This is a genomic window from Pseudomonas sp. E1BtOHC1 (assembly GCF_058744285.1).
Genome location: NZ_CP196023.1, coordinates 1373185 through 1393811 on the forward strand (window position 1 = coordinate 1373185; position 20627 = coordinate 1393811).

At 62.3% G+C, this 20627-nt stretch carries 14 protein-coding genes; 12 read left to right on the forward strand and 2 right to left on the reverse strand.

Annotation, left to right across the window (positions count from 1 at the left end; translation table 11 throughout):
• Positions 1-160: 160 nt before the first annotated feature.
• Positions 161-2107 (reverse strand): dihydrolipoyllysine-residue acetyltransferase, encoded by a 1947-nt coding sequence (gene aceF / locus ACSSVC_RS06340; protein WP_492612085.1) that lies wholly within the window; start codon positions 2105-2107, stop codon positions 161-163.
• 11 nt (positions 2108-2118) lie between these two features.
• Positions 2119-4764 (reverse strand): pyruvate dehydrogenase (acetyl-transferring), homodimeric type, encoded by a 2646-nt coding sequence (gene aceE / locus ACSSVC_RS06345; RefSeq protein ID WP_123473066.1) that lies wholly within the window; start codon positions 4762-4764, stop codon positions 2119-2121.
• 383 nt (positions 4765-5147) lie between these two features.
• Between aceE and glnE the strand changes: the two genes are divergently transcribed.
• The 12 genes from glnE to ACSSVC_RS06405 all read left to right on the forward strand — a co-directional run bounded on the left by glnE (position 5148) and on the right by ACSSVC_RS06405 (position 20573).
• Positions 5148-8087 (forward strand): bifunctional [glutamate--ammonia ligase]-adenylyl-L-tyrosine phosphorylase/[glutamate--ammonia-ligase] adenylyltransferase, encoded by a 2940-nt coding sequence (glnE, locus tag ACSSVC_RS06350; RefSeq protein WP_492612086.1) that lies wholly within the window; start codon positions 5148-5150, stop codon positions 8085-8087.
• A 133-nt stretch (positions 8088-8220) separates the two neighbouring features.
• Complete coding sequence (gene waaF, locus ACSSVC_RS06355) at positions 8221-9255, forward strand: lipopolysaccharide heptosyltransferase II (protein ID WP_346634514.1); 1035 nt, start codon at positions 8221-8223, stop codon at positions 9253-9255.
• Between the two features lies 1 nt (position 9256).
• Entirely contained in the window at positions 9257-10318 is a 1062-nt protein-coding gene (gene waaC, locus ACSSVC_RS06360; RefSeq protein ID WP_346634515.1) for a lipopolysaccharide heptosyltransferase I, read from the forward strand.
• Positions 10318-11442: a glycosyltransferase family 4 protein gene (locus ACSSVC_RS06365; protein WP_346634516.1), complete on the forward strand. Its 1125-nt coding sequence runs from the start codon at positions 10318-10320 to the stop codon at positions 11440-11442. Before waaC ends, ACSSVC_RS06365 begins: the two co-directional genes overlap by 1 nt.
• A complete protein-coding gene (gene rfaP / locus ACSSVC_RS06370; protein ID WP_404938115.1) occupies positions 11439-12245 on the forward strand; it encodes a lipopolysaccharide core heptose(I) kinase RfaP in 807 nt (268 codons plus the stop codon). The genes ACSSVC_RS06365 and rfaP overlap by 4 nt, the downstream gene beginning before the upstream one ends.
• Positions 12245-12979 (forward strand): lipopolysaccharide kinase InaA family protein, encoded by a 735-nt coding sequence (locus ACSSVC_RS06375; protein ID WP_346634518.1) that lies wholly within the window; start codon positions 12245-12247, stop codon positions 12977-12979. Before rfaP ends, ACSSVC_RS06375 begins: the two co-directional genes overlap by 1 nt.
• A complete protein-coding gene (locus ACSSVC_RS06380; protein WP_346634519.1) occupies positions 12976-13728 on the forward strand; it encodes a lipopolysaccharide kinase InaA family protein in 753 nt (250 codons plus the stop codon). The genes ACSSVC_RS06375 and ACSSVC_RS06380 overlap by 4 nt, the downstream gene beginning before the upstream one ends.
• Positions 13728-15182: a lipopolysaccharide kinase InaA family protein gene (locus ACSSVC_RS06385; RefSeq protein WP_492612087.1), complete on the forward strand. Its 1455-nt coding sequence runs from the start codon at positions 13728-13730 to the stop codon at positions 15180-15182. The genes ACSSVC_RS06380 and ACSSVC_RS06385 overlap by 1 nt, the downstream gene beginning before the upstream one ends.
• Before the next feature lie 202 nt (positions 15183-15384).
• Positions 15385-17142, forward strand: a complete 1758-nt coding sequence (locus ACSSVC_RS06390; protein WP_346634521.1) for a carbamoyltransferase family protein — start codon at positions 15385-15387, stop codon at positions 17140-17142.
• Complete coding sequence (locus tag ACSSVC_RS06395) at positions 17126-18256, forward strand: glycosyltransferase (protein ID WP_492612088.1); 1131 nt, start codon at positions 17126-17128, stop codon at positions 18254-18256. The genes ACSSVC_RS06390 and ACSSVC_RS06395 overlap by 17 nt, the downstream gene beginning before the upstream one ends.
• Positions 18256-19152, forward strand: coding sequence for an antimicrobial resistance protein Mig-14 (locus ACSSVC_RS06400; RefSeq protein ID WP_346634523.1), 897 nt, complete (start codon positions 18256-18258; stop codon positions 19150-19152). The genes ACSSVC_RS06395 and ACSSVC_RS06400 overlap by 1 nt, the downstream gene beginning before the upstream one ends.
• 8 nt (positions 19153-19160) lie before the next feature.
• Positions 19161-20573 (forward strand): PIG-L deacetylase family protein, encoded by a 1413-nt coding sequence (locus tag ACSSVC_RS06405; RefSeq protein ID WP_346634524.1) that lies wholly within the window; start codon positions 19161-19163, stop codon positions 20571-20573.
• Positions 20574-20627: the final 54 nt, after the last annotated feature.

The window sequence follows — 20627 nt, forward strand, 5'->3', positions numbered from 1 at the left end:
AAAGTTACTTTTTCGGCCTTTCGCAGTCCCAGGTGACGGGCTATTGGCGACGTTTTTTTGGCAAAAAAAAGCCCCGCCAAATTGACGGGGTTGAGGTACGAGCGTGGCGCTCGGAAAGCGTGCGCTACCGGCCCGCCCATGAGGCAGGCCGGTACGCCGGTTACAGCAGAATGGTGCGGATGTCGGCCAGCAGGTCGCTCAGACGCTTGGTGAAGCGAGCGGCAGCCGCGCCGTTGATCACACGGTGATCGTAGGACAGGGACAGTGGCAGCATCAGCTTCGGCTGGAAGGCCTTGCCGTCCCAGACTGGCTGGATGGTGGCCTTGGAAACACCGAGGATCGCCACTTCCGGCGCGTTGACGATCGGCGTGAAGCCGGTGCCGCCAATGTGCCCGAGGCTGGAGATGGTGAAGCAGGCGCCTTGCATCTCGTCCGCGGAGAGCTTCTTGGTCCGGGCCTTTTCCGCCAGGGAAGCTGCCTCGGCCGCCAGTTGCAGCAGGCTCTTCTGGTCGACATTCTTGATCACGGGTACCAGCAGGCCATCCGGGGTGTCCACGGCGAAGCCGATGTTCACGTACTTCTTGCGGATGATCGCTTTGCCGCTTGGTGCCAGGGAGCTGTTGAAGTCCGGCAGTTCCTTGAGCAGGTGCGCGCAGGACTTGAGCAGCAGCGGCAGGATGGTCAGCTTGACGCCGGCCTTCTCGGCCACGGCTTTCTGTGCAACACGGAACGCTTCCAGCTCGGTGATATCGGCCGAGTCGAACTGCGTCACGTGCGGCACGTTCAGCCAGCTGCGGTGCAGGTTGGCGGCGCCGGCCTGCATCAGGCGGGTCATTGGCACTTCTTCGATTTCACCGAAGCGGCTGAAGTCCACGACCGGAATCGGCGGGATGCCCGCGCCACCGGTTGCGCCGGCAGCCGGTGCTTCCTTGGCCTTCTGCATCATCGCCTTGACGTAGACCTGCACGTCTTCCTTGAGGATGCGACCGTGCGGACCGCTGGCGCTCACGGCGTTCAGCTCGACGCCGAATTCGCGGGCCAGTTGGCGCACAGCCGGGCCGGCGTGAACTTTCGCGCCTGGTTTGGCCGGTGCGGCAACTGGAGCAGCAGCGGCAGGCGCGGCGGCGGCAGGAGCAACTTCAGCTTTCGCCGGGGCAGGTGCAGCGGCAGGCGCCGGAGCGGCTGCCGGGGCTGCGCCCTTGACCTTGAGCTTGAGGATCAGGTCGCCGGTACCGACTTCGTCGTCCAGCTTGATCGACACGCTTTCCACGATGCCGGCGGCTGGCGATGGGATTTCCATGCTGGCCTTGTCGGATTCGAGGGTAATCAGCGACTGGTCGGCAACCACGCTGTCGCCAGCCTTGACCAGCACTTCGATGATCTTCGCCTTGCCGGCCGAGCCGATGTCCGGAACGTGAATGTCCTGGACGCTGTCGGCCACTGGCGCAGCTGGAGCAGCGGCTGGTGCAGGCGCGGCGGCAGCCGGAGCGGCGGCTTGGGCCGGGGCGGCAGCGGCAGGAGCCGAAGCACCGGCCACTTTCAGGGCCAGGATCAGGTCGCCAGTGCCCACTTCATCGTTGAGCTTGACGCTGATGCTCTCGACCACGCCGGCAGCCGGCGATGGGATTTCCATGCTGGCCTTGTCGGATTCGAGGGTGATCAGCGACTGATCGGCCTCGACGGTGTCGCCGACCTTGACCTGGATCTCGATGATCTGGGCCTTGCCCGACGAGCCGATATCCGGCACGTGCACCTGCTGTACCGAGGCAGCGGCAGGAGCGGCAGTTGGAGCGGCAGCAGCAGGTGCTGCGGCCGGCTGTTCAGCCTTTGGCGCAGCAGCAGCAGCGGCAGGTGCAGGGGCCGCAGCAGCGGCGCCCTCGACTTCCAGCTCCAGCAGTTCGTCGCCCTCTTTCAGGCGGTCACCCAGCTTCACTTTCAGGCTTTTGACCACACCGGACTTCGGCGCAGGGATTTCCATGCTGGCCTTGTCCGACTCCAGGGTCAGGATGCTCTGGTCGGCTTCGATGCGATCGCCGACCTTGACCATCAATTCGATTACTTCACCTTCACCGCTGCCGATGTCAGGTACGCGAATGAGTTCGCTCACAGAAAGTCTCCTCAGCAGTCCAGTGGGTTGCGTTTTTCCGGGTTGATACCGAACTTGGTGATGGCTTCAGCCACGACCTTAGGTTCGATGTCACCACGGTCAGCCAAGGCTTCCAGGGCTGCCAACACCACGAAGTGACGGTCTACTTCGAAGAAGTGACGCAGTTTCTTGCGGCTGTCGCTGCGGCCGAAACCGTCGGTACCCAGGACTTTGAATTCCTTGGACGGCACCCACTGGCGGATCTGTTCGGCAAACAGCTTCATGTAGTCAGTGGAGGCGATGACCGGACCTTTACGGCCGTTCAGGCACTCTTCGACGTAGCTCAGCTTCGGCTTCTGGCCAGGGTGCAGACGGTTGCTGCGCTCTACGGCCAGGCCGTCGCGACGCAGTTCGTTGAAGCTGGTCACGCTCCAGACGTCGGCAGCGACGTTGAACTCGTCACGCAGGATCTTCGCCGCTTCGCGAACTTCACGCAGGATGGTGCCGGAGCCCATCAGTTGCACGTGGTGCGCGGCTTCGCGGGTGTCTTCTTCCAGCAGGTACATGCCCTTGATGATGCCTTCCTCGACACCGGCCGGCATGGCTGGCTGCTGGTAGGACTCGTTCATCACGGTGATGTAGTAGAAGACGTCCTGTTGCTCTTCGGTCATCTTCTTCATGCCGTCCTGGATGATCACCGCCAGCTCGTAGCCGTAGGTTGGATCAAAGGTGCGGCAGTTCGGGATGGTCCCGGCCAGCATGTGGCTGTGACCGTCCTCGTGCTGCAGGCCTTCACCGTTGAGGGTGGTACGGCCGGCGGTACCGCCGATCAGGAAGCCGCGGGTGCGGCTGTCGCCGGCAGCCCAGGCCAGGTCGCCAATGCGCTGGAAGCCGAACATCGAGTAGAAGATGTAGAACGGCAGCATCGGCTGGTTGTGGCTGGAGTACGAAGTACCGGCAGCGATGAAGGAGCTCATGGCGCCCGCTTCGTTGATGCCTTCTTCGAGGATCTGGCCCTTCTTGTCTTCGCGGTAGAACATCACCTGATCTTTATCGACTGGCTCGTAGAGCTGGCCGACGGAGGAGTAGATGCCCAACTGACGGAACATGCCTTCCATACCGAAGGTACGGGCTTCGTCCGGGATGATCGGCACGATACGCTGGCCGATTTCCTTGTCCTTGACCAACTGCGCGAGGATCCGCACGAAGGCCATGGTGGTGGAGATTTCGCGGTCGCCGGAACCGTCGAGGATGGCCTTGAGGGTATCCAGTGGCGGAGTCGGGATGCTGAAGCTCTTGGCGCGACGCTGAGGCACGAAGCCGCCCAGTGCAGCACGACGCTCGCTCAGGTAGCGGGCTTCGGCGCTGCCTTCTTCTGGCTTGAAGAACGGCAGGTTCTCGATGTCGTCGTCTTTCACCGGAATGTCGAAACGGTCGCGGAACAGCTTCAGGCTGTCGACGTCGACTTTCTTGGTGTTGTGCGCGGTGTTCTTCGCTTCGCCGGCGCCGGTGCCATAACCCTTGATGGTCTTGGCCAGGATGACGGTTGGTTGCTCTTTGTGGTTGACCGCTTCGTGGTAGGCCGCATAGACCTTGTACGGATCGTGGCCGCCGCGGTTGAGTTTCCAGATCTCGTCGTCGGACAGATCGGCAACCATCGCTTTGAGTTCAGGGGTATTGAAGAAGTGCTCACGGACGAACGCGCCGTCCTTGGCCTTGTAGTTCTGGTACTCGCCGTCGATGACTTCGTCCATGCGACGTTGCAGGATACCGTCGACGTCCTTGGCCAGCAGTGGGTCCCAGAAACGGCCCCAGACCACCTTGTTGACGTTCCACTGGGCACCACGGAACACGCCTTCGAGTTCCTGAATGATCTTGCCGTTGCCGCGAACCGGGCCGTCGAGGCGCTGCAGGTTGCAGTTGATGACGAAGATCAGGTTGTCCAGCTTCTCGCGGCCGGCCAGGGAGATCGCGCCCAGGGATTCCGGCTCGTCGCACTCGCCGTCGCCCATGAAGCACCAGACTTTCTGCTTGCCGGCCGGGATGAAACCGCGGGCTTCCAGGTACTTCATGAAGCGTGCCTGGTAGATCGCCTGGATCGGGCCCAGGCCCATGGAAACAGTCGGGAACTGCCAGAAGTCAGGCATCAGCCACGGGTGCGGATAGGACGACAGACCGTTGCCATCCACTTCCTGGCGGAAGTTGTTCATCTGGTCTTCGGTGATGCGGCCTTCCATGAACGCACGGGCGTAGACGCCTGGCGATGCGTGACCCTGGAAGTAGATCAGGTCGCCGCCGTGTTCGTCGGTCGGGGCCTGGAAGAAGTAGTTGAAGCCGATGTCATACAAAGTGGCGCTGGAGGCGAAGCTGGAGATGTGACCGCCCAGGTCAGAATCTTTCAGGTTCGTACGCATGACCATGGCCAACGCGTTCCAACGTACCAGCGAGCGAATGCGGCGTTCCATGAACAGGTCGCCAGGCATGCGTGCTTCGTGGGTGACGGGAATCGTGTTGCGGTACGGCGTGGTGATGGCGTAGGGCAGTTGCGAGCCGCTGCGGGTCGCGAGTTCGCCCATACGGGTCATCAGATAGTGAGCACGGTCTTCGCCTTCTTTGTCGAGAACCGATTCCAGGGCGTCCAGCCATTCCTGGGTTTCGACGGGATCGAGGTCTTGCATGGCTTGCTCCAGGGCGGAAAGGCTTCCAGAATCGGTTGCCTGAGTTTGCGACTGGCCTTGTGGGCAGACGATTATAAATTCTTGGATTGCCGGAGGTTGATCCGGCGGCGTGTAGTTTTACTACAAATCGTCGGCCATTTCAGCCTTTCGAATGTATATACGAGTAGTAAAACTACAGAAGAGCGGCTTATGGCCTCCTGCTGCGTTGTGAGAATAATCGTTACTGTTGGTCGGTGACTAACGGGAATAGGTAATAAATTAATGCCGCCTGCTAAAAAAAACCTATTTTCAGCTATTTCTAACTTTTGTTCGACAGTCCATCAGGCTGCCTGCCCTCGATATCCCTCTCCGCCTGCCTTTTCCACGCCGATCAAGGATAGCCCATGAGTCTGCCCGCGCTTGCCCCAGTCCCCGCGATTCTCCTGCCATTGGTCAGCCGTGCAGAGCAGTCGTTCCGCGCTGCGGTGGCGGCCCTTGAAGGCGGCCCCGATGTCGCGGATTGGAGCGCCGAGCGCTGGGCCGAGTTTGCCCGGGTCAGCGCCGCCAGCGACTTTGTTATTGAACAGAGCCTGCGTGACCCTTTGATGTTGCTGGAGCTGGTGCGCTCCGGTGAGCTGGACCGGGCTTTTGCTGCGGGTGAGTTGTGCGCGCAGATAGCAGTGGCGGTGCAAACGGCCGAGACCGACGATCAACTGGGGCGCGTACTGCGTCGCCAGCGCACTCGCCAGCAGGTGCGGATTATCTGGCGCGACCTGACCCGGCGGGCGGATCTGGTGCAAACCTGCCGTGACCTTTCCGACCTGGCCGACGCTTGTATCGATCAGGCCTATCAATGGCTCTACCGGCGGCACAGCCAGCAGTTCGGCGTGCCCACTGGTGGCCGCAGCGGCGAGCCCCAGCAGATGGTCATTCTCGGGATGGGCAAGCTGGGAGCGGTGGAGCTCAACCTGTCGTCGGACATTGACCTGATCTTCGCCTATCCCGAAGGCGGCGAGACGGTGGGCGTCAAGCGCCCCCTGGACAATCAGGAATTCTTCATCCGTCTGGGCCAGCGTCTGATCAAGGCTCTGGACCCCATGACCGTCGACGGTTTCGTGTTCCGGGTCGACATGCGCTTGCGGCCTTACGGGTCCGCCGGTGCCCTGGTGCTGAGTTTCAATGCCCTGGAACAGTACTACCAGGACCAGGGGCGCGACTGGGAGCGCTACGCCATGATCAAGGCCCGGGTGGTGGCGGGGGATCAGGTGGCCGGGGCGCAATTGCTGGATATGCTGCGGCCCTTCGTTTATCGCCGGTACCTGGACTTTTCCGCCATCGAAGCGCTGCGCACCATGAAGCAACTGATCCAGCAGGAAGTCCGGCGCAAGGGCATGGCCGATAATATCAAGCTGGGCTCGGGGGGCATTCGCGAGGTGGAGTTCATCGCCCAGGCCTTTCAGTTGATTCACGGCGGTCGCGACCTGAGCCTGCAGCAGCGTCCTTTATTAAAGGTACTGGGTACCCTGGAGGGGCAGGGCTATTTGCCGGCGGCGGTGATCAGTGAGTTGCGTGAAGGTTACGAATTCCTGCGCTACACCGAGCATGCGATCCAGGCCATCGCCGACCGGCAGACCCAGATGCTGCCGGACAATCCCCAGGACCAGGCGCGGATCGCTTTTATGCTCGGCTTTGCCGACTGGAGCGCCTTCCATGAGCAATTGATGTACTGGCGCGGGCGGGTGGAGTGGCACTTCCGCCAGGTGATTGCCGATCCCGATGAAGACGAAGGCGCTGAAAGCGAAGTGGTGGTGGGAGGTGAGTGGTTGCCGTTGTGGGAGGAAGCCCAGGACGAGGAGGCCGCCTGCCGACAGCTGCAGGAGGGCGGCTTTGTCGATGCGCCCAAGGCCCTGCGGGCTCTCGCCAGCTTGCGCGGCAGTCCGCAGTTGCGGGCCATGCAGCGCCTGGGGCGTGAGCGTCTGGACGCCTTTATTCCGCGGCTGCTGGCCCAGGCTGTCGAACATGCCAATCCGGACCTGGTCCTGGAGCGGGTCTTGCCGCTGGTTGAGGCGGTGGCGCGGCGTTCGGCCTATCTGGTATTGCTCACCGAAAACCCGGGCGCCTTGCGCCGCTTGCTGACCCTGTGCGCGGCCAGTCCGTGGATTGCCGAGCAGATCACCCGTTTCCCTCTGCTGCTTGACGAGTTGCTCAACGAGGGGCGCCTGTTCAAGCCGCCCCTGGCGCCGGAACTGGCAGCCGAACTGCGCGAGCGCCTGACGCGAATTCCCGAGGACGACCTGGAGCAGCAGATGGAGGCCCTGCGCCACTTCAAGCTGGCTCACCGTTTGCGGGTGGCCGCCTCGGAAATCGCCGGTAGCCTGCCTTTAATGAAGGTCAGTGATTATCTGACCTGGCTCGCCGAGGCGATTCTGGAGCAGGTGCTGGCCCTGGCCTGGCGCCAGACCGTAGCCAAGTACGGCGCGCCACAGCGCAGCGACGGCACCTTGTGTGATCCGGGCTTCATCATCGTCGGTTACGGCAAGGTCGGTGGCATCGAGCTGGGCCACGGTTCCGACCTGGATCTGGTGTTCATCCATGATGGTGATCCCCAAGCGGAAACCGATGGGCCCAAACCCATAGATGGGGCGCAGTTCTTCACCCGGCTGGGGCAGCGCATCATCCATCTGCTGACCACTCAGACCAACTCCGGCCAGCTGTACGAAGTGGATATGCGCCTGCGGCCGTCCGGCGCTTCGGGTCTGCTGGTGAGTTCCTTGGGCGCTTTTGCCCGTTATCAGGAGAACGAGGCCTGGACCTGGGAGCATCAGGCGCTGGTACGGGCGCGGGTGCTGGTGGGCAGCCAGGATGTCGGCCAGGCCTTTGAAAAGGTCCGGGCCGTGGTGCTGGGCAAAAAACGCGACCTGCCCAAGCTGCGTCAGGAAGTCAGCGAGATGCGGGCCAAGATGCGCGACAACCTGGGCAGTCGCCTGACTGCCGCCGGAACCGCGGCCAACGCCTTCGAAGCCACGGCGCCGTTCGACCTCAAGCAGGACGCCGGAGGTATCGTCGATATCGAATTTATGGTGCAATACGCGGCCCTGGCGTGGTCCGAAGAGCACCCGTCATTGCTGCGTTACACCGATAACATCCGCATTCTGGAAGGTCTGGAGCAGGTCGGGCTGCTGCCGGCGAGCGATGCCAGCCTGCTGCGCGAGGTCTACAAGGCCTACCGTTCCGCGGCACACCGTCAGGCGTTGCAGAATGAGGCTGGAATCATTAACGGTGATCAATTCGTGACCGAACGACGGGAAGTGTTACGAATTTGGCGCGAGCTGGGGCTAAGCTAAACGGCATAATGCGGCCGCAATTGTATTCGGCGGGCTGCGAGGCTCGCCCCAACTGAACCGACGGTGAAGGCCGCGGTGCTGGATTCTCGAGGCGGGGAGGCGTATGCCTCCCCGGCTCGTTTATGGAAACCACATGAATATTCTGATCGTTGGGCCCAGTTGGGTCGGTGACATGGTGATGGCGCAGACACTCTTCGAGTGCCTGAAACAGCGTCATCCACAATGCGAGATCGACGTGCTGGCCCCCGAGTGGAGCCGGCCGATCCTGGAGCGCATGCCCCAGGTGCGTCGGGCCTTGAGCTTTCCTCTTGGTCACGGTGCCCTGGAACTGGCGACCCGTAGGCGTATCGGCAAGTCCCTGGCCGGTCAGTACGATCAGGCCATTCTGTTGCCCAACTCGCTGAAGTCAGCCCTGGTACCGTTCTTTGCCGGTATCCCCAAACGCACCGGTTGGCGTGGCGAGTTCCGCTACGGCCTGCTCAACGATGTGCGCAAGCTCGACAAAGAGCGCTACCCGTTGATGATCGAGCGTTTCATGGCCCTGGCCTATGAGCCGGGCGCCGAATTGCCTCAGCCCTATCCACGCCCGAGCCTGCAGATCGATCCGCAAAGCCGCGAGGCGGCCCTGGCCAAGTTTGGCCTGAGCCTGGATCGCCCGGTGCTGGCGTTGTGCCCCGGAGCGGAGTTCGGTGAGGCCAAGCGTTGGCCGTCCGAGCATTACGCCCAGGTGGCCGAGGCCAAGATCCGCGAGGGCTGGCAAGTTTGGCTGTTCGGTTCGAAGAACGATCACGCGGTGGGTGAAGAAATCCGCGGACGGCTGATTCCCGGGTTGCGCGAGGAGTCGACCAATCTCAGCGGCGAAACCTCGCTGGCCGAGGCCATCGACCTGCTGTCCTGTGCCGATTCGGTGGTGTCCAACGACTCCGGGCTGATGCACGTGGCGGCCGCGTTGAATCGCCCGCTGGTGGCGGTGTATGGCTCCACCTCCCCGGGCTTCACTCCGCCCCTGGCGGATCAGGTCGAAGTGGTGCGCCTGGGGATCGAGTGCAGTCCGTGTTTCGATCGCACTTGTCGTTTCGGTCATTACAACTGCCTGCGCCAACTTCTGCCGCAGCCGGTGAACGAAGCCCTGCAGCGGTTGCAGGGCACTGTGGTCGAGGTCCAGTAAGTTGCGGGTACTGTTGATCAAGACCTCCTCCCTGGGTGATGTGATTCATGCATTGCCGGCCCTTACCGATGCCGCGCGAGCGATCCCGGGGATCAAGTTCGACTGGGTGGTGGAAGAAGGCTTCGCCGAGATTCCCTCCTGGCATCCGGCGGTAGGCAAGGTGATTCCGGTGGCGATCCGTCGCTGGCGCAAGAACCTCTGGCAGACCATCAAGAGCGGCGAGTGGCGGCGTTTCAAACAGAGCGTGCGCTCGACCAAGTACGACTTGGTGATCGATGCCCAGGGCTTGTTGAAAAGCGCCTGGCTGACCCGCTACGTGCGCGCCCCGGTGGCGGGGCTGGACAAGCACTCTGCCCGTGAACCCCTGGCTTCGCGTTTCTACTCGCGGCGCCTGGCGGTAGCCCGTGGGCAACATGCGGTGGAGCGGGTGCGCCAACTGTTCGCCGTGGCCCTGGGCTACGACTTGCCCCAGGGGCTGGGTGACTATGGCCTGAATGTCGAAAAGCTGGTGGAGTTGCCGCGCAAGAAGCCTTTTGTGCTGTTTCTCCATGGCACCACCTGGGACACCAAGCATTGGCCTGAGGCCTATTGGCGCGAACTGACCGAGCGCATGGGCATGCTCGGGGTCGAGGTCAAGCTGCCCTGGGGCAATGCTGCCGAGAAGGCCCGGGCGGAGCGTATCGCCAATGGCCTGAAAAACGCCACGGTACTGCCCAAGCTGAACCTGGCCGGAGTCGCCAAGGTGCTGGCTGACGCTCAGGCCTGCGTGGCCGTGGACACCGGTCTCGGGCACCTTGCCGCCGCTCTGGATGTTCCGACCATTTCGCTGTTCGGCCCCACCAACCCGGGCCTGACCGGCGCCTATGGCAAGGTGCAGATTCACCTGGGGAGCAACTTCCCCTGTGCGCCGTGCCTGCAGAAGAAATGCACCTACCAGCCCACCGCTGTGGATCAGCAGCGCTATGACATCAAACGCGAGTGGCCACTGTGCTTCACTCGCCTGAACCCCGAGCGTGTCGCCAGCCGACTGAGCACCTTGTTACTGGCTGAGGAGCCGCGCTGATGCAATTGGCTTTTGTCCTTTATAAGTATTTCCCCTTCGGCGGCCTGCAGCGCGACTTCATGCGCATAGCCCTGGAGTGCCAGCGCCGCGGGCACCAGATCCGCGTCTACACCCTGATCTGGGAAGGCGACGTGCCTCCCGGCTTCGAAGTGCTGGTAGCGCCGGTCAAGGCGCTGTTCAACCATCGTCGCAACGAAAAACTCAGCGCCTGGATGGAGGCCGACCTGGCCAAGCGTCCGGTGGACCGGCTGATCGGCTTCAACAAGATGCCGGGGCTGGACGTGTACTACGCCGCCGACGGCTGCTTCGAGGACAAGGCGCAGAACCTGCGGCACTCCCTGTACCGTCGCTGGGGGCGTTACCGGCATTTCGCCGAGTACGAGCGGGCGGTGTTCGCCAAGGATGCCAAGACCGAGATCCTGATGATCTCCGAGGTCCAGCAGCCGCTGTTCATCAAGCATTACGACACCCCGCTGGAGCGCTTCCACCTGCTGCCACCGGGCATTGCCCAGGACCGCCGGGCACCTGCCAACGCCGCCGAGATCCGCGCTGAGTTCCGTCGTGAGTTCGCCTTGAAGGATGACCAACTGCTGTTGGTGCAGATCGGCTCCGGGTTCAAGACCAAGGGTGTGGATCGCAGCCTCAAGGCGTTGGCAGCGTTGCCCTCGGCGCTGAAAAAACGCACCCGGCTGTTTGTAATCGGCCAGGACGACCCCAAGGTATTCCAGGTACAAAGTGCTGCATTGGGGCTGAGCGACCAGGTGCAGTTCATGAAGGGGCGCAGTGATATCCCGCGTTTCCTGCTGGGGGCCGACCTGCTGATTCATCCGGCCTACAACGAAAATACCGGCACCGTACTGCTTGAAGCCCTGGTGGCTGGCTTGCCGGTGCTGGTGAGCGCGGTCTGCGGTTACGCCCATTACATCGCCGAGGCCGAAAGCGGCCTGGTGCTGGATGAGCCGTTCGAGCAGGCGCAGCTCAATCAATACCTCACCACCCTGTTGACCGACGACGCTGCACGCGCGACCTGGAGCCGTAATGGCCTGGCGTTCGCCGAGACGGCCGACCTTTACAGCATGCCGCAGCACGCTGCGGATGTGATTCTGGCGGAGCAACACCGATGAAGTTGATGCTTGCCGAACCCTTCAAGACCCTCTGGGCAGGACGTGATGCGTTCGCCGAAGTCGAGGGGCTCAAGGGCCAGGTCTACCGTGAGCTGGAAGCGCGCCGTACCTTGCGTACGGAAGTCGAGGGTCGCGGTTATTTCGTGAAGATCCATCGTGGCATTGGCTGGGGCGAGATCGTCAAGAACCTGATCACCGCCAAGCTGCCGGTGCTGGGTGCCGGCCAGGAATGGCGGGCGCTGGAGCGTCTGCATCAGGTTGGCGTGCCGACCATGACGGCCGTGGCCTACGGCGAGCGCGGCAGCAACCCGGCGGACCAGCACTCGTTCATCGTCACCGAGGAGCTGGCGCCCACCGTCAGCCTTGAAGACTTCAGTATCGACTGGGTCAAGCAGCCGCCCGCGCCTGCTCTGAAGCGGGCGCTGATCGCCGAAGTGGCGCGCATGACCGGCACGATGCATCGTGCCGGGGTCAATCACCGCGACTGCTACATCTGCCATTTCCTGCTGCACACCGACCGTCCCATCACACCCGCTGAACTGAAACTTTCGGTGATCGACCTGCATCGTGCCCAGACCCGGGCGAAGATCACCCTGCGCTGGCGCAACAAGGACTTGGCAGCCCTGTATTTCTCCGCCCTGGATATCGGCCTGACGCGCCGCGACAAGTTGCGCTTCCTCAAGGGCTATTTCCAGCAGCCGCTGCGGCAGATCCTCGCCGAAGAAGCGGCGCTGCTGTCCTGGCTCGAAGGCAAGGCGGAAAAACTCTATGCACGCAAGCAGCGGTACGGAGACGCACTCTGATGGCGAGTTGGAACCTGGACCCCGCCTATCACGAGTTGGCGCAAGACTTCGGCAGTCTGGAAGCGGTATTTTCCCTGCAGGGCGAGCATCTGACCCGGGACCCTCTGTCTGAGGTCATTCGAGTCAAGCGTGCCGGCGTCAATTACTACGTCAAGCGCTATACCGGTGCCGGCAAGAACCTGCGGCGCTACCTGGGCAAGCCCCGGGTCAAGTTCGAATGGCAGAACCTCAAGCGCTTCGCCAAGTGGGGAATTCCCACTGCCGATGTGGTGGCCTGGGGCCTGGAGCGTCGTGGCCTGGCCTATGCCAGGGGGGCGATGATCACACGCGAGCTGCCGCGCACCGAGGACCTGTCGGTGCTGGCCGACCGCAACGATCCGCGGCTCAAGGATCGGCGCTGGGTCGACGGGGTGAGTCGTCAGCTGGCGGCCTATACCCGGGTCATGCATGACCACCGCTTTACCCACAACGATTTGAAGTGGCGCAACCTGCTGATCGACGATCAGGATCGGTTGTACCTGATCGACTGTCCGAACGGCGATTTCTGGCGTGGATTCTGGCTCAAGTACCGGATCACCAAGGACCTGGCCTGCCTGGACAAGGTGGCCAAATATCATCTGTCGGCCACTCAGCGCCTGCGTTTCTATCTGCAGTATCGCCAGCGCGATCGCCTGAGTGCCGCCGACAAGGAGCGTATTCGCCACGTGGTGAGATTTTTCGAGGGGCGCGAATGACTGATTTTCTGGCGTCCGAGGAGCGTGCGCTACTGGAGCGTAACGGTCTCGGCACTTTTGACCAGTTGTGGACCACGCAATTGGATGCGGTGGATGAGCCCAATACCAGTCGCGGCGGCAGCAGCAGTGTCTTTCGCCTGGATGTGGAAGGGCAGGGGTTCTATCTCAAGCGACAGACCAACTACCTGACCCGGACCCTGCATCGGCCTTTCGGCGAACCGAGTTTCGCCCGGGAGTTTCGCAACATCCGGCGTTATCAGCAGTTGGGCATTCCTGCGTTGCAGGCGGTGTTCTTTGGCATGCGCAAGGTCAATGGCGAGTCCCGGGCCATACTCCTGACCCGGGCCCTGGATGGTTGGGACGACCTGGATGCGCTGCTGTTGCGTTGGGATGAACTCAGTGACCTTCAGCACCAGGCGGTGCTCAAGGCTTGTGGGCAACTGGCCCGGCAACTGCACAGTCTGCGTCAGGTGCATGGCTGCTTCTATCCCAAGCATATTTTCCTGCAAGGCCATGGCGAGGGGTATCAGGCGCAGTTGATCGACCTGGAGAAAACCCGGCCCTTGCTGTTCGGTCAGCGCGACCGGGTCAAGGACCTGGAGCCTTTGCTGCGCCGGGCTTCGGTGTGGAGTGCCGACGAAGTGCGCTGCCTGTTGGCGGCCTATCTGGATCAACCCCCGGACAGCTCCCTGGTGGGCGCCTGGGCCGATCGCCTCAGTGCTCGCAGCAGTCACAAGGAATCTCGCTGATGCGTTTGTCCGAGCTGAAAAACAGCGGGCGCAGCCCGGCCCTGCCCCTGAGTCTGGAGCTGGCGGACGCCGCCGGCCCGGCACAGTTGCAGTTGCTGACCCTGCTGCGAGTGCTGCCGGGACAGCGCTATGTTGGCGCCGGGGTCTGGCGTGGGCGTCCGGTGCTGGCCAAGTTGCTGGTGGGGCCCAAGGCTGCGCGGCATTTTCAGCGGGAATTGCAGGGCGTACGCCTGCTGGCGGAGCAGGGGCTGACTACGCCGCTGCTGCTGGCGGACGGCTTGCAGGAAGGCGAGGGCGGCTGGTTGCTCTTCGAGTTCCTGGAAGGGGCACAGAGCCTTGGCGATGCCTGGAAACAGGTGGAAAAGCTGCCGGTGCTGGCCGATGAGCAGGCTGCCGTGCTGGCTGAGGCGCTTGGGGCGATCGCCCTGCTGCACGCCAAGGGCCTGTGGCAGGAAGACCTGCACCTGGACAACCTGCTGCGTCATGGCGGCAAGCTGCACCTGATCGATGGCGCGGGGATCTGTGTCGAAGAGGCTGGCAAACCCCTGTCCCGGCAAAAGGTCCTGGAAAACCTGGGAGTGTTCTTCGCCCAGCTACCCAAGAGCCTGGAGCCCTTCACTGAAGAGTTGCTGGTGCATTACCTGCTGAGCAATGCCGAGCATGCCTTGCCCCTGGAAGCTTTGGAAAAGCAGGTGAGCAAGGTACGTGGATGGCGCCTGCGGGACTTTCTCAACAAGGTTGGCCGTGAGTGCACGCTGTTCAGCGTGCAGCGCGGACCTTTCGCCTTGCGGGCGATCCGTCGCGAGGAAGAGGCGGCGATGCTGCCTGTGCTGGAGCAGGCCGATGCCCTGCTGGACCAGGGGCATCTGTACAAGACCGGTGGCGCCGCCAGCGTTGGTCGGGTCGAGGTCGCGGGGCGGACCCTGGTGGTCAAACGCTACAACATCAAGGGCTTGGCGCATTGGCTCAAGCGTTTCTGGCGCCCGAGCCGGGCCTGGCACTCCTGGCGTGAAGGCAATCGCCTGGAATTCCTGGGGATTGCCACGCCCAGGCCCCTGGCGGTGCTGGAGCAGCGTTTTCTGTGGTTGCGCCGTCGGGCCTATCTTGTGACCGAGTACCTGCCGGGGCCGGACATCATCGAGCGTTTTGCGCCGTTCGTGGGCAGCGGCGAGGCGCCTGAGTCGGAGTTGCTGGCGCTGGATCAGCTGTTTGCCCAGTTGATCAAGGAGCGCATCAGTCACGGCGACTTCAAGGGTCACAATCTGTTCTGGCAGGAAGATCGCTGGGCCCTGATCGATCTCGATTCCATGTGTCAGCACGCCAGTCTGAGCAGTTTTGCTCCGGCTTTTGCCCGAGACCGCGCACGTTTCATGCGCAACTGGCCCGAAAGCAGCAATTTGTATCAAGTGATTGATCAGCGGCTGCCCAAAACGGTCCATAGCGCCGAGGCCTGATCTGCGACCTATAGCCGCTGCTGCTGGCAGCGGCTGTGGGCCGTGGCGGATGCAGCGCCCTGGCTTGCCGCTTGCCGCTAGAGGCTTGCCCCTGCTTTTACGTTATAATCCCGCCCTTTCGTTGTTTCTCGCCCCTTTGCGAGCACACTTTATTTTCAAGGCGCACTGCGCCCGCATGCAGACTAAACGAGGCTAGACCCCTGTGGCATTGACGATTCTTGGCCTGTCCGGCGCCCTTAGCCATGATCCTTCAGCAGCCCTGTACATCGACGGCAAGCTGATTGCCGCCGCTGAAGAAGAGCGTTTCGTGCGCGACAAGCATGCAAAGAACCGCATGCCCTACGAGTCGGCGAAGTTCTGCCTGGAGCAGGCCGGGATCAAGCCTTCCGACGTTGACGTGGTAGCGATCCCGTTCGCCCCTATCAGCCTGTTCGGCAAGGCGCGCTGGCACTACGCCAAGCGGTACTGGTATGCGCCGGACCGCGCCCTGGACGCGATCCTGATGGGCAACCGTCGCTACAAGCGCTATCGCAAGAAGATCGTCTGGTGCCTGGAGCAATTGGGTTTCGATCCGAAGAAGATCAAGATCGAGCCGGTGGAACACCACCTGGCTCACGCTTCCAGTGCCTATCACTGTTCGGGTTTCAAGGAGAAGACCGCGATCCTCGGGATCGACGGCAAGGGTGAGTACGCCACCACCTTCTTTGGCTACGGTGAAAACGGCAAGATCCACAAGATCAAGGAATTCTTCGACCCGGACTCCCTGGGTGGCCTGTATGGCGCTATCACCGAGTTCCTCGGCTTCGAGATGCTCGACGGCGAGTTCAAGGTCATGGGCATGGCGCCTTATGGCGATGCCAGCAAGTACGACTTCTCCCGTCTGGCCAGCTTTGAAAACGGCGAACTGGTGATCAACACCGACTACGCCAACGTCATTGGCCTGCGTCGCTACAAAGAGAAGGGCAAGGGGTTCTACTTCTCGCCAAAACTCATCGAGTGGCTGGGTCCCAAGCGCGAAGGCGACATCGCCGACGAGCCGTACATCCACTACGCCGCGAGCATGCAGGCGCTGTTCGAGAAACTGGCCCTGCAGATGATCGACCACTACCTGGGCGACGTCCTCAAGGAAACCGGCAAGCTGGCCTTCGCTGGCGGCTGCGCGCTGAACGTCAAGCTGAACCAGAAGATCATTGCCCGTCCTGAAGTCAAAGAGCTGTTCGTGCAGCCGGCTTCCGGCGACGCCGGCACTGCAGTGGGTGCTGCTGCGTACGTGTCCCATGCCCGTGGTGTGCCGGTAGAGAAGATGGAACACGTCTATCTCGGCCCGTCCTACAGCAACGAAGACGTGATCGCGGCCTGTGCCCGTCACCCGAACAAACCGGCCTGGCGGCAAATCGACAACACGCCTGAGCGTATTGCCAAGATCATGGTGGATGGCAATCCGGTGGCCTGGTTCCAAGGCCGTATGGAGTTCGGTCCACGGGCCCTGGGCGGTCGCTCGATCATCGGTTGCCCGAGCGCCGCGGGCGTTGCCGACCGGATCAACGAGCAGATCAAATTCCGCGAGCGCTGGAGGCCTTTCTGCCCGTCGATGCTCGACACTGTCGGCCCGCAGATGATCAAGGTCGACCATCCGGCGCCATTCATGACCTTCACCTTCGAAGTGGCTGAAGAGTGGAAGACCCGGGTGCCGGAAGTGGTTCACGAAGACGGTACCTCCCGGGCTCAGGTGCTCAAGCGCGAATACAACCCGCGCTACTACGACATGATGAAAGCGTTGGAAGTCCTGACCGGTAACGGCGTGTCGCTGAACACCTCGTTGAACCGCCGTGGCGAGCCGATGATCTGCTCGCCGACCGACGCCCTGAACATGTTCTACGGTTCCGATCTGCAGTACCTGATCATGGAAGACATTCTGGTGGTCAAAGACGGCGTGGACCCTTATGACACGCTCGGCTGAACGCCATGTGCTGCAGTTCTGCCACGGCTATGACGGGCCGTTCCTGGACTGCGCTCGGCAATACGCCAACCTGTTCGCGGGCAGCGGCTATCGGGTGACCACGGTGTTTCTCACCGGGGCCGCCGATGCCGATGTGGCTGCCGGCTGTGCGTCCGATGAAGTGCTGTTCATGGAATACAGCTCCAAGGCCATTCGTGGCCTCAAGCTGGGTGCCATTCGTGACCTGCGCAAGATTGCCGCTTCGCGCAATTTCAGTTTTTGCATCGCTCATCGCTTCAAGCCGATCTATATCGCCTTGCTGGGGACCGCCTTGCCGGTGATCGGAGTTCATCACGCGTTTTCCGACTACAAGCGCCGTAGCCGGCAGATTTTCGCCGGGCTGTTTCGCAAGCGCCTGAGCCTGCTGGGGGTTTCCGACGCGGTACGTGACGACATGCGTGCCTGCCTGCCCAAATGGCCTACGGCGCGAATCCAGACGCTGTACAACCGCATCGACCTGGACGCCTTGCAGGCCAGCCAGTTGGACGCGGCCCAGGCCCGCAGTGAGCTGGGTCTGTCCGCGGATGCCTGGATTGTCGGCAACGTCGGACGCCTGCACCCGGACAAGGATCAGGCCACTTTGCTGCGGGGCTTTGCCGCCGCCGTGCCGCAATTGCCTCAGCAGAGTCAGCTGGCAATTCTGGGGACCGGGCGCCTGGAGAAGGATCTGAAATCCCTGGCCCGTGAACTGGGTGTGGCTGATCGTGTGTTGTTCCTCGGGCAGGTGCCGGAGGCTCGGCGCTATTTCCGTGCGTTCGACGTATTTGCCTTGAGCTCCGATCACGAACCCTTTGGCATGGTCCTGCTGGAAGCCATGGCGGCCGGTGTGCCGTTGCTGGCCACCGCCTGTGGTGGTGCAAAGGAAGTGGTAGAGGGCGTGGGCATTCTGTTTCCTCTGGGAGACGCCGAGCATATGGCCCAAGGGCTGCAGCACCTGGCCGCGATGGATGATCATCAGCGCCGGGTCTGTGCCGAACTGATGCTCGACCGCCTGCGCGAGCGTTTCTCCGACCGTGCTGTACGCGATGTGTTCTGGCGTTTGCCGCAAGTCACCGATCTGACCGCGAGGGGCTGATGCTCAATCGATTTCAAGGCTGGCGCGAACGTGGCTGGTCAGTCATTGATGCGTCGACCTATGCCGAGGCCTGGCAGCGGTTTGGTGGCAGTGTGGCGACTCATCCGCTGGTGGTGGAGCAACTGGCAGACCTGGCGCAGATTCCCGTGCGTTATCTGGCCTGGGAACAGGACGGCCATCTGCAGGCGGCCATTGCCACCTGGGGGCGGGATCTGGCGCTGTCCAAGGACGTGCTCAAGCGAGCCGGCAAGAAGGGCTTGTTCGACATCGGCAATGCCGAGCTGATCCTGCCGGCCGCCGCCGATGCCCAGGTGCCGCTGCGTCATCGCGGGCGTTACCTTTCTGCGCTTAACGAAGGGCGCTTCAGCACCCTCAAGCCTCAGGCCGAACAATTGGCCATGGCCCGTACCCCTGAAGAGCTGTCGAAGAAATTTCGCTACAACCAGCGTCGCGAACTGCGTCTGCTGGAAGAGGCGGGCGGAGTGGTGCGCGCGGTCAGTGATTTCACCAGTGCTGAACTGGCGGCCATTTACTGTGACCTGTTCCAGCGCCGCTGGGGCTTTCCGGCCACTGGCGCCGAACGTATGGCCGAGGTGTTGGAACGCTTGCGCGAGCTGCTGATCGGCTCGGTGATTTTCCTCAACGATGCGCCGATTGCCGTGCAGTTGATCTACCGGGTCGAAGCGCCGCAGTGGATCAGTGTGGAGTACGTCAACGGCGGTGTTGACCCGCAGACGCGTGAGTTCAGTCCGGGTAGCGTGCTGAGCTTCCTCAACACCCAGAGTGCCTGGGAACAGGCTCGGGCCCTGGACAAACCGCTGCGTTTCTCCTTCGGTCGCGCCGACCGTGAGTACAAGGACCGTTGGTGCAATCCTGTGCCGGTTTTTCAGGTGTGAGTCCATCCATGAGTCGCAAACAGCAACTGCTCAAGCGCCACCGGCGCAATAAACGAATCGCCCTGCTGGCGGGGCTGGTGCTGTTGCTGCTGATTGGCGTGCTGGTGGCCTGGTGGTTGCCGCTGCTGCTGGCCGTTCTCGGCTGGCTGGCCCATGAGGCCTGGTTTGCCGATCACCTGTTCTACTCGCCCAAGGATGACTACTGCTACGACTTCGGCAACGAGGCTCGGCAGGTCGCAGTGCGCCTGGAGGCGGGGCGCCTGCTGGTGGACTCGGCGCAGGAGCTGGCCGCGGATGAGACGCTGATCCTCGGGGTTCAGGTCAAGAGTTCCTGGATCGGACGCTTTCTCGATCCGGCCATTGAAGTGCTGGGCGGCCCAACGCTCGACCGTCAAGCGTTCGAGCGTGGGGTCAATGGCCTGCGTTATCTCAACCTTAGCGGCCTGGCTGGCCCCCTGATCGGTGGCGAGCTGCAACTGCGCGGGCGTTTCTGTCGGATTCGGGTCCAGCCCCAGTTGATGGCCTGGCGCGATCCCGACTACCGGCGCCAGCGAGTGATGGTGATCGCTCCCCATGCCGACGATGCCGAACTGGCAGCCTTTGGCTTGTACAGCCAGGCCGACGAAGCCTGGATCGTGACCCTGACAGCGGGGGAAATCGAGGCCGAGCATTATCAGGCCATGGGTATGAACCCAGTTGAGGCGGCGCGAATCAAGGGTCGCTTGCGGGCCTGGGACAGTATTGCCGTGCCGCGTTGGGCTGGAGTGCCTGAAGCCCAGTGCGTGCAGCTGGGGTACTTCTGCCTGCAGCTACCCGCCATGCAGGCCGCTGCGCAGCAGCCGGTGGCCTCGCGTGAGGCGCAGTTGAGCGATATCCGCCTGTTCCGCCAGTTCAATCCGTTCCCGCTGCCCGCCGATCGAGATGGGTTGCCGACCTGGGACAACCTGTTGGCTGATCTGCGCGAGCTGCTGCTCAAGGCGCGGCCCGAAGTGCTGGTGTTGCCGCACCCGTCACTGGACCCTCATCCCGACCATATCTGCGCCCAGGTGGCGGTGATGCAGGCGCTGGAGGGCTTGGACTGGCAACCGACCACTGTGCTCGGCTATGCCAATCACCTGCATGACAATGATCGTTGGCCGATGGGCGATTCGGGGGCGGGCATTGCTTTGCCGCCGGTGTTCGATTCGACGACAGTGTTGCGTCCCTGGTGCTTGCCACTGTCCCAGGTTGAGCAATATGACAAGGCCATGGCCTTGGGCATGATGCATGACCTGCAGCCGAGAATGCCGTTCAAGCGGCGTCTGCGCAGGTCGATACAATGGCTTCTGGCTAGTAGAGTGCCTTCGACCCTGGGAGAGAATGAGTTCTTTCGCAAGGCAGTACGGCGGCACGAACTGTTCTGGCTGTTGCGGCAGCGATAAAACCGGCATAAACACAGGAATCTGTTGTGCCCCTAACCTGACAGCGAGTCTTTT